This is a genomic window from Sporosarcina sp. P29, assembly GCF_002743265.1.
Classification (GTDB): Bacteria; Bacillota; Bacilli; order Bacillales_A; family Planococcaceae; genus Sporosarcina.
In genome coordinates this window covers 54,025-63,093 of the sequence record NZ_PDYX01000017.1, presented here as the reverse complement: position 1 = coordinate 63,093, position 9,069 = coordinate 54,025, and the positions used below count along the sequence as shown (strand labels likewise).

Annotated in this window: 9 protein-coding genes; all 9 read right to left on the bottom strand. The window is 41.4% G+C overall.

What is annotated here, in order from left to right; all coding sequences use genetic code 11:
• Positions 1-212: 212 nt before the first annotated feature.
• Entirely contained in the window at positions 213-1,739 is a 1,527-nt protein-coding gene (ahpF, locus tag CSV68_RS13090) for an alkyl hydroperoxide reductase subunit F (protein WP_099634963.1), read from the bottom strand.
• Positions 1,740-1,752: 13 nt separating this feature from the next.
• Entirely contained in the window at positions 1,753-2,322 is a 570-nt protein-coding gene (gene ahpC, locus CSV68_RS13085) for an alkyl hydroperoxide reductase subunit C (RefSeq protein ID WP_099634962.1), read from the bottom strand.
• A gap of 860 nt (positions 2,323-3,182) precedes the next feature.
• Positions 3,183-4,166 carry a GMP reductase gene (gene guaC / locus CSV68_RS13075; RefSeq protein WP_099662351.1) on the bottom strand — a complete coding sequence of 328 codons (984 nt, stop codon included), beginning with the start codon at positions 4,164-4,166 and terminating at the stop codon, positions 3,183-3,185.
• 95 nt (positions 4,167-4,261) lie between these two features.
• On the bottom strand, positions 4,262-5,026 hold the full coding sequence (locus tag CSV68_RS13070; RefSeq protein WP_099662350.1) for an ABC transporter permease subunit: 765 nt from the start codon (positions 5,024-5,026) through the stop codon (positions 4,262-4,264).
• Positions 5,023-5,919 carry an ABC transporter ATP-binding protein gene (locus CSV68_RS13065; RefSeq protein ID WP_099634958.1) on the bottom strand — a complete coding sequence of 299 codons (897 nt, stop codon included), beginning with the start codon at positions 5,917-5,919 and terminating at the stop codon, positions 5,023-5,025. Before CSV68_RS13065 ends, CSV68_RS13070 begins: the two co-directional genes overlap by 4 nt.
• Positions 5,903-6,130 (bottom strand): PLDc N-terminal domain-containing protein, encoded by a 228-nt coding sequence (locus CSV68_RS13060; RefSeq protein ID WP_233190467.1) that lies wholly within the window; start codon positions 6,128-6,130, stop codon positions 5,903-5,905. The genes CSV68_RS13065 and CSV68_RS13060 overlap by 17 nt, the downstream gene beginning before the upstream one ends.
• Complete coding sequence (locus CSV68_RS13055; protein ID WP_099662349.1) at positions 6,127-7,227, bottom strand: helix-turn-helix domain-containing protein; 1,101 nt, start codon at positions 7,225-7,227, stop codon at positions 6,127-6,129. The genes CSV68_RS13060 and CSV68_RS13055 overlap by 4 nt, the downstream gene beginning before the upstream one ends.
• A gap of 149 nt (positions 7,228-7,376) precedes the next feature.
• On the bottom strand, positions 7,377-7,973 hold the full coding sequence (locus CSV68_RS13050; protein ID WP_099634956.1) for an N-acetyltransferase: 597 nt from the start codon (positions 7,971-7,973) through the stop codon (positions 7,377-7,379).
• 407 nt (positions 7,974-8,380) lie between these two features.
• A complete protein-coding gene (locus CSV68_RS13045; protein WP_099634955.1) occupies positions 8,381-8,995 on the bottom strand; it encodes a DUF421 domain-containing protein in 615 nt (204 codons plus the stop codon).
• Positions 8,996-9,069 lie beyond the last annotated feature (74 nt).

The window sequence follows — 9,069 nt, the reverse complement described above, 5'->3', positions numbered from 1 at the left end:
ATATCAATACTATAATAAAGATTATCGTTGTCGGTTTGTCAGCTATGATTGGTGGTATGATCGGCAATAAGTTTTTTCCCAATAGGCAATGATATTATGCAATCGGGGGCGATTGTTTAACATGGTTTCTGCTAATTCGTAAGGGCGAAATGCAAAAAAAGATGCAGAAGGGCGTATAGCCTTTCTGCATCTTTTCATTAGTAGACTTCCACTTAACTGCGTACGAGATAATCGAACGCGCTGAGGGAAGCGGTAGCGCCGGAGCCCATAGAGATAATGATCTGCTTGTATGGCTCGTCCGCGCAGTCGCCCGCTGCAAATACACCGGGTACGTTCGTCGCGCCTCTTTTATCAATCATAATTTCACCGAAACGGTTGCGTTCGACTGAATCACCGAGCCAGTCCGTGTTCGGCACGAGTCCGATCTGAATGAATATGCCGTCCAGTTCGATATGATGTTCCTCACCCGAATCACGGTCTGTATACGTGACGCCGTTTACTTTATCAGTGCCGGTGATTTCCTTCGTTTGGACGTTCGTCAACACCTTCGCGTTCGGCAGGCTGTTCAAGCGTTCCTGCAAGACCGCGTCCGCTTTGAGTTCTGATGCAAACTCGAGCACTGTGACATGACTTGCGATACCTGCCAGGTCAATCGCTGCTTCGATACCGGAGTTTCCACCGCCAACTACTGCCACGTCCTTGCCTTCAAACAAAGGGCCGTCGCAGTGCGGACAGTAGGCAACGCCTTTGTTGCGGAATTCGGCTTCGCCTGGCACGCCGATGTTGCGCCAGCGCGCACCCGTCGACAAGATCACAGTCTTGCTCTTGAGAACTGCGCCGTTTTCTAGTTCGATTTCAATGAGATCCTTTTTCTCTAGACGTTTCGCTGTCTGCAGGTTCATGATATCGATATCGTATTCCTTCACGTGTTCTTCAAGGCTTGCCGCAAGCTTCGGTCCTTCCGTGCGATTGACGCTGATGAAGTTCTCAATTGCTGCGGTATCCAAGATCTGACCACCGAAACGATCAGCGACGATGCCTGTGCGAATCCCTTTGCGGGCAGCGTAGATTGCTGCGCTTGCGCCGGCTGGTCCTCCACCGACAACGAGCACGTCAAATGGGTCTTTGTCTTCGAAGTCGGATGCATCGAGGCCGCTTCCCATTTCCGCAAGGATTTCCTCGATTGTTTTGCGGCCGTTCGTGAATGGTTCGCCGTTTAAGTACACGGTCGGAACCGCCATGATGTTTTTGCTTTCCACTTCATCCTTAAAGGCTGCTCCGTCGATCATCGTATGCGTGATATTCGGATTCAGTACGCTCATGATGTTTAGCGCCTGTACGACTTCCGGACAGTTCTGACAGCTCAGGCTGATATAGGATTCGAAATGGTGCGTACCTTCGATGTTCTTCACTTGCTCGATCACCTGATCGTCGACTTTAGGCGCTCTGCCGCTTACATGTAGCAAAGCCAAGACGAGTGAGGTGAATTCGTGGCCTAGCGGAATACCGGCAAATACGATGCCGGTATCTTCGCCAGGACGGTTGATGCTGAAGCTTGGTGTTCTTTCCAATTCAGCTTTCTCTACTTTGATGAGGGAAGACATGGAGGCCAGTTCATCCACCAGCTCGTGCATGTCTTGTGCTACTTTTCCGGAGCCTGCGCTGATCTTCAGCTGGACTTCCTTTTCCATCATCTCGAGATATTGGGCTAACTGCGCTTTAATATTCGCATCTAACATATAAACCGTCTCCTTAAATTTTTCCTACAAGATCCAAGCTTGGCTTCAGTGTTTCGCTGCCTTCCTGCCATTTAGCCGGACATACTTCACCCGGATTGTTGCGAACGTATTGTGCTGCTTTGATTTTATTGACCAGAACGCTTGCGTCACGGCCAATTCCGTCTGCGTTGATTTCTGCTGCCTGCACGACACCGTCCGGATCGATGATAAATGTACCGCGTTGTGCAAGACCCGCTTCTTCATCTAGCACGTCGAAGCTGCGAGAGATTTTCTGTGATGGGTCACCGACCATGATGTAGCGCAAACTGCTGATGGCGTCTGAGTGGTCGTGCCATGCTTTGTGTGTGAAGTGTGTGTCCGTTGAAACGGAGTATACTTCCGTATCGAGGCCTTTCAATGTTTCGTATTGGTTTTGAAGGTCTTCGAGTTCAGTAGGGCAGACAAATGTAAAGTCAGCCGGATAGAAGCAGACTACGCTCCATTTACCCTTAAAGTTTTCCTGGGTTACTTCGATGAATTCCCCGTTACCACTGTTGTACGCGTTTGCTGTAAACTCTTCGATTTGTTTTCCGATCATTGACATGAATGATTCCTCCTAAAGTGTTTTTGATGACTGATGCAGTCACATGTTTGAGTTATAGAATATAATAATTCTAATTACATAATCATTATTATATAATTGTGCGGAGTTGTCAATTTTATTGATTCAGTCTAGTGAAAAGTCGTAATATATTATTTCTGTAAACGATAGTATACGTAAAGATTTCCCCTGTATTCTCAATTAAATTGAATGATTACCAGTTGGCTTGAAAGTGGTGGAAGGAATTAAATTGAGGAATTTATGAATAAACCAAATCGGACATATCAAGTTACGGGTGAAGAACTAGCCAGTACAACTGCGGGGCGTGTTAATTTAAGAGGTTTTGTGTGATTCAGATCAGACCGTTGTGGAAAAACGTTATATTTTACTGTAAACTAGTGATCATATTGAATGTTTTATAAGGTTCCGGCTGCAGCGCAGATCAACGGGTTTCAGCCACTATCCCGTTACAAATTCTTCCTGATGTAAAGAGTTTTCACCTATGCTTTTAGAGAAATAGCCTGTTAAGTTAAAATTTATCCAAGAGGAGTAAACGCAATGGATGTATGGTTTCTAATTAAAGAGCGTTATATGCTCCTTTCTATTTTTCTAATCATTATAGTAGTCAGCGTGTTTTTACTAATAGCTATTTGGAAAAACCGTACTGATATGCCGAAAAGTCTAACCCTGACCATAACGATAATCTGTTCAATCATCATTGTCTTGTCCGTTTTTGCGTTGGTGTTTGCAGTTTCGTTTGGATATAATTCTTAAAAAGCACCTCAATAACTCCTATATTAAGTATAAATACACTACAACGTAAAAAACCGGTTAGAGAACAGTCTCTAACCGGTTGAAATTCATTAAAATACTTTATCACCATTGAAGATCGAGTTCTTTACAATAACGTAATCGACAGTGCGAATTGAACTGAGTGTCTTGCCGCCTGAATAGGAGATAGCAGACTGAAGATCTTGTTCCATTTCAATCAACGTATCTTTCAACGGACCTTTATATTCCACGAACATTTTCTTGCCCTCTACATTCTTCTTTTCACCTTTTTGGAATTCAGAAGCTGAACCGAAGTATTCTTTATACAACAGACCATCTTGTTCCACAGTCTGTCCAGGAGATTCTTCGTGACCGGCAAATAAAGAGCCTACCATGACCATACTTGCACCGAAGCGCACAGATTTTGCGATGTCGCCATGTGTACGGATTCCGCCGTCCGCAATGATTGGTTTGGAAGCAGCTTTCGCGCATAAGCGAACAGCCGCAAGTTGCCAACCACCTGTTCCAAATCCTGTTTTAATCTTCGTAATACAGACTTTACCTGGCCCAATCCCGACTTTTGTCGCATCGGCACCAGCGTTTTCAAGTTCACGGACAGCTTCAGGTGTGCCTACATTACCCGCAATGACAAAGCTCATCGGTAAATGCTTTTTGATGTGCTGGATCATGCGGATCACTTGATTGGAGTGACCGTGTGCAATATCGATTGTGATGAATTCAGGAACATGTGCGTCAATCGCAAGTTGCTCAACGAATCCATATTCTTCTTCTTTTACCCCAACACTTATTGAAGCAATTAAACCGCGGGCGTGCATATCTTTAATAAAATCTATACGCGTTTCAGGTTTGAAACGATGCATAATATAGAAATAGCCTTCTTCTGCTAATTGAATCGCAATCTTTTCATCAATAATCGTCTGCATATTGGCAGGAACGACGGGTAAACGGAACGTATGACCACCTAACATAACGGATGTATCACATTCAGAGCGGCTTTCTACCACACATTTTGCTGGAACTAGCTGAATATCTTCATAGTCAAATACGGTTTCCATTACAATCACCTCTATAAACGAATGTTTTCATATAAAATCATTGGATTGTTCGTCCTTTTGTAATTTACATGATTTTTCATTCATTGTCAACGCTTTCAAAGTAGTTTTCTTTTGAAATGGGATATAGTCAGCCATACGACTAAAATGGTTGTAAACAAAGTAATAGTGTAAGGAATCCATAAGTCTGAAGGTGTTAATTCACCGGTTAATAGCTGTGTCGTAGCTGTTAGTAATTCAAGGGGATTCCAATTGGCGGACTGAGGAAATATAGCTGCAATAAATAATGCTATCACGACTAATATAGTGACAAGTGTTCCACCATAGGGGGTAGCAAATAAGATATTTCCCCATAACGTAACCGCCAGTAAGAGTATACCGAATACATACAGGCAACTGGCCGCAAATAGTAAGTGTTGCAGTTGGCTTTGATCCCAATAATAAGCAGTGTAAGCATAGGTGATGGTGAATGATAGCGTGATAGCTAGTGTCCAATAGCAAAGAGCTATAGAGAATTTTGCTGTAATTACGGTACTGCGACGTAAACCTTTCGATAGCAAAATCAAGAGGGTACCTTTTTCAAGTTCCTTGGACATCATCGTACTAAATAATAAAATAAACACGATTAGACCCATCTGTGGAACGTTTTTATAGAACTGTAGCCAAGAATCGAGTGCAGTAGGTTCGGGTAGATTGACGAATGTACCCTCAGGCATGAATTTCTCGAATACCACCGGAGTGATTTTTGCTGTAAATGGATTTAGTATCCCAAGAATTGAGAAAATGACTACGACAAGCATTAATTTATACGTCTTGACACTTTCAAACCATTCTTTCTTTAAAAAACCAAGCCACTGGTTCATCCGAGCACCTCCAAAACGAGTTGCTCAAGCAAACGAGTTTTAGGCTGCATCGACTGTATAAGAATCTTTTGGGTAGTGAGCTCTTGCATGAAAGCCAGTTGAGTACTTTCATCAGGTAAGTTTACAACTAATTGCTCGCTATCAATCTTCACTTTAAATGGGGTGTTTTTCAAACGTTCATGTACTTCTGTTACAGGTATTGTAAATGTGAAAATGAATTGACCTGTCATTTGTTGTTTTAAATTGACCAGTTCATCCTGAAATATAATGGTCCCTTCATGCAACATCGCGACGTGATCACAGATTTGTTCAGCATCCGAAACGATATGTGTGGAGAAGAAAACAGTGGTTTCCTCTTTCGCCTTGTGTAAAATAGAAAGAATCTGTGCGCGACCAGCTGGATCCAAAGCGGAGGTAGGCTCATCACAAATCAATAATTTAGGGCGGTTTAGAAGTGCTTGGGCGATACCTAGACGTTGTTTCATTCCTCTTGAATAGGTGCTAATGAGTGAGGTCGTATCGGCTAATCCCACCAATTCCAATAGTTCGTGGATCCGTCCTTGTCGTTCTGTTTTCGTCATATTCGTAATGACTGCACATAACTCCAAATATTGTGTCGCAGTATAGAATGGATAAAATTCAGGAACGTCGGGTAAATATCCAACATATTGATTGGACTTGGTCTCGCCAAAGGTGACAGATTGGCCTGCAATAGTAATGGAACCTGCATTGAGTGGCAATAAGCCGAGCATGCATTTCATCAGGGTCGTTTTGCCGGAACCGTTTGCACCGACAAATCCGAAAACGGTATGCTCTGGAATATCAAGATGAATATCTTTTAATACTTCATGATCTCCGAAACGCTTCGTCACCCCATTAATTTGTACGACCATTGTGATCACCTCTTCCAAAAACGAAATAGATTAATGGTCCGATAAATTGGATTAATAACACAATCAACAGCCACATGACTTGGTTGCCGAAGCGGTAGTGGGGATGGCGAATGACATGTATTGCCGAGAAAATGGCCAATCCCAGTTGCAAAATAATAAGAGGAATTAAAAACGGTAGATATTCCATAAGTAAAGCTATGTCGTTATTCAAGAGCTTCCCTCCAATCCAAAGCGTAATCGTTGTCGTAACTCCTGCATCTCGTCGTCTTGTTTAAATGTATCAAAGAATGGCGCATCCATTGACTCTAGGATGGATTGCTTAATGATTTCATTATTGCGCGGTGCATGTGTGCCTAAATCCAATTGTTTTAGCCAACCTTCCAGCAAGTCGAAGTATTCATCACCGCGTAGTGAAAGAGGAAAGAGATGATGAACACATACATCCACATACTTTTTCAAGTATGCATATAGTAACGACCGGTTAGATGAAAGGGCTGCACATTGTGCTACGCTAAAATAAAATTGTAAGCACACATTTGGATGAAGTGCCTGCATTGAATATAACTCAATTAATCCTTCGATTCGGTGGATTGTTTCATCAAATGCTTGTTTATTGGAAGCGGAAAGTCGTAAATAGAGTGGGCTACTGCCGACAAGTTGAATAACATTTTGATACATCATAACTTGGATGACGCGCATCGCTTCTTCTTGATCACCAAGTTGTTCGTGAGCAGTGGCCAGCAAAATCTCGTCTCCGATACTCGGTTTAATCACTCCGTCTAATAATTCCAATGTAGTTTCAGGATTTGATTGCATAAGTGAAATGGTTGCCAGTAAGGAGTTTGCTTGACGTAAAATCCATACATCTTCACTTACTTGTCGAATGCGCTCCAACAAATGATTGGTTTTCTGTAAAATAGAGGGACTATCACTGCTCAACATATGATGATTGATCAGCAATATACTCATCTGTAGTAGGAATGCAGGATCGTGATAGTACAACTTAACTTGTTCTTCTACATCGATAAAAACCGATTCAAAAGATTCTTTACCAAAACGGGATGCGAATTCATAGTAGTGGTGTTGGATGGCTTCTTTAGAAAGGTGCCGTTCATAGCCAAGTAGTTCATCGACGGTTAATTCGAAATAGGAAGCGATTTTCGGTAACAGTGTGATATCAGGGTAGCTTAATCCTTTTTCCCATTTCGACACCGAGGCTTTCGATACTTGGCAATACGAAGCCAGTATATCTTGAGTAATTTGAAGTCGCTTTCGTTGTTGTAGAATCACAGTACCTATTTGCAACATAACCTCACACCTTTCTCATATATTCAGTGTAAGGTTAAACGATTGTTGATTCAATCAACTGTTAGGCGATTATTTAGAAGGGGAGTCAACTAACAAGATATTATGTATTAGTACACAAAAAAGCCGGTCTATGAAAGACCGGCTTCACGTCATACGCTTACTGATTCGAAAGCTTCTAAAATATTCTTTTTTGGTTTCGCTTGATATTGCAGAACTTTGTCAGTGGAATCGTATGAATCTCCATAGAAATCTTGGTCTTTGTAGGTGTGAATTTCTTCGTAGGTTGTTTTCATCGCGTTGAATACATCTTGTTCATCCGCTTGTGATGACTGCGGGGGTGCCCAGTATAGAATTTCGAGGATAGTCTGTTCGCCAGTAGCTAATGAACGACGGTTATAGCCGATTTTCTGTGCGTGCGTAAATTTTTCACGTGCATAGAACTTCAGTCGTTTCTCAGTATCTGGTTCGGATTCGTCTACTGGTTCAACTTCCAGTAAGATCGGTTTATTCTTGGTTTTCAACGAATCCAGCAGTTTTTTTCCTAACCCTTCACCACGTGCGGCTGAAGATACGAAAAGATAGTCTACAAAAACGAAGTCCTCCGTTTCCACGTACATCAATACGTGCTTTGGCCCTTCTTCCTTATAGTAGACATTGCCTTTGTCATTCAGTAATGTCTCCATATGTTCCTGTGACTTCATCTCTTCAATTGGAAAATACTCTTTCAATTTGTTGTACCAATGCATGTGTTAAATTCTCCTCCATAGGTAATGAATGTACCCGGAGCTTTTTGTTTGGTGATCAAACAATGTGAGGAAAAAAGAGGTCAGAAAAAAATCCTCACACTTAGTATACACTTATTTTAGTGAGAAATAAACCTGTTTTATAAAATAAGTTTTACTTTTTCATTATAATATATAAACAACCGATGCCAAGCGAATAGTTGGTATCGGTTGTTTATGTTTTACCTACGGCCTTTACTGCCTGAATATGCCTCTTTTTTCTTCTTTTCATTCATTACAGTTTTTGCGACAGGATATAACACCATTCCCCATTTTATTAATTTTTTTATAACTCTTATCATATATGCTTCTTCCTCTCGATTTTGGAGTTGTTATTAGTTACTTCCCCTTTTAACGTGCGCATTAAACTATTATTCAAGAGATTTAGGAACTGGAGTGGGTCGTTCTATTTCTGTAAACAGATTAGAACTATTGGTAATAGGCGTAGTTTTAGGTGTGAATGGAATATCAAGTTCTAGTTTATTGCTCATTTGTTCTAACGTCAGCTGGATTCGAGCGATGTCTTCCTTTGTTGCATATTGCTTGCGATCAATTAAGACATAACCAAGCTGTCCACTCATTTCAATAGTCGCCCATTTCACATCATCAATTCTTTCAATCCCACTTTGTCGCAAATGCATTTCCAATTCATCCACGGTTAAGCGTAGTTTTTTCATAGTAGATATTTTAAGGATGCCATTTTCAATCACCACTTTAGATCTTCCGCGTAAAACACCTTCGAAAAAGTTCCACTTTAATGCCAATAGTTCAAACAAAAAAAGTGTCAGCACTAAAATAAATGAAAGAAGTAAGGTTTGCCATAAATTCTTGCTTGCTACAGGCTGAATCAGTAATGTACCGACCGCAATCATTAATACGGTTTGACCAATTGTCATTTGTGAAATCGACTTGCGGCCAGAAATATGTAACAGAACAATGCCTGCCACAATAATGAGTACCGCTTTCCAAATTGAATCGAATTCCATTATGCTCACGTCTTTCATACGTTTATCTTTAATATGAGATAATTAGTAAATAATATGCATGAAAACTATGAATC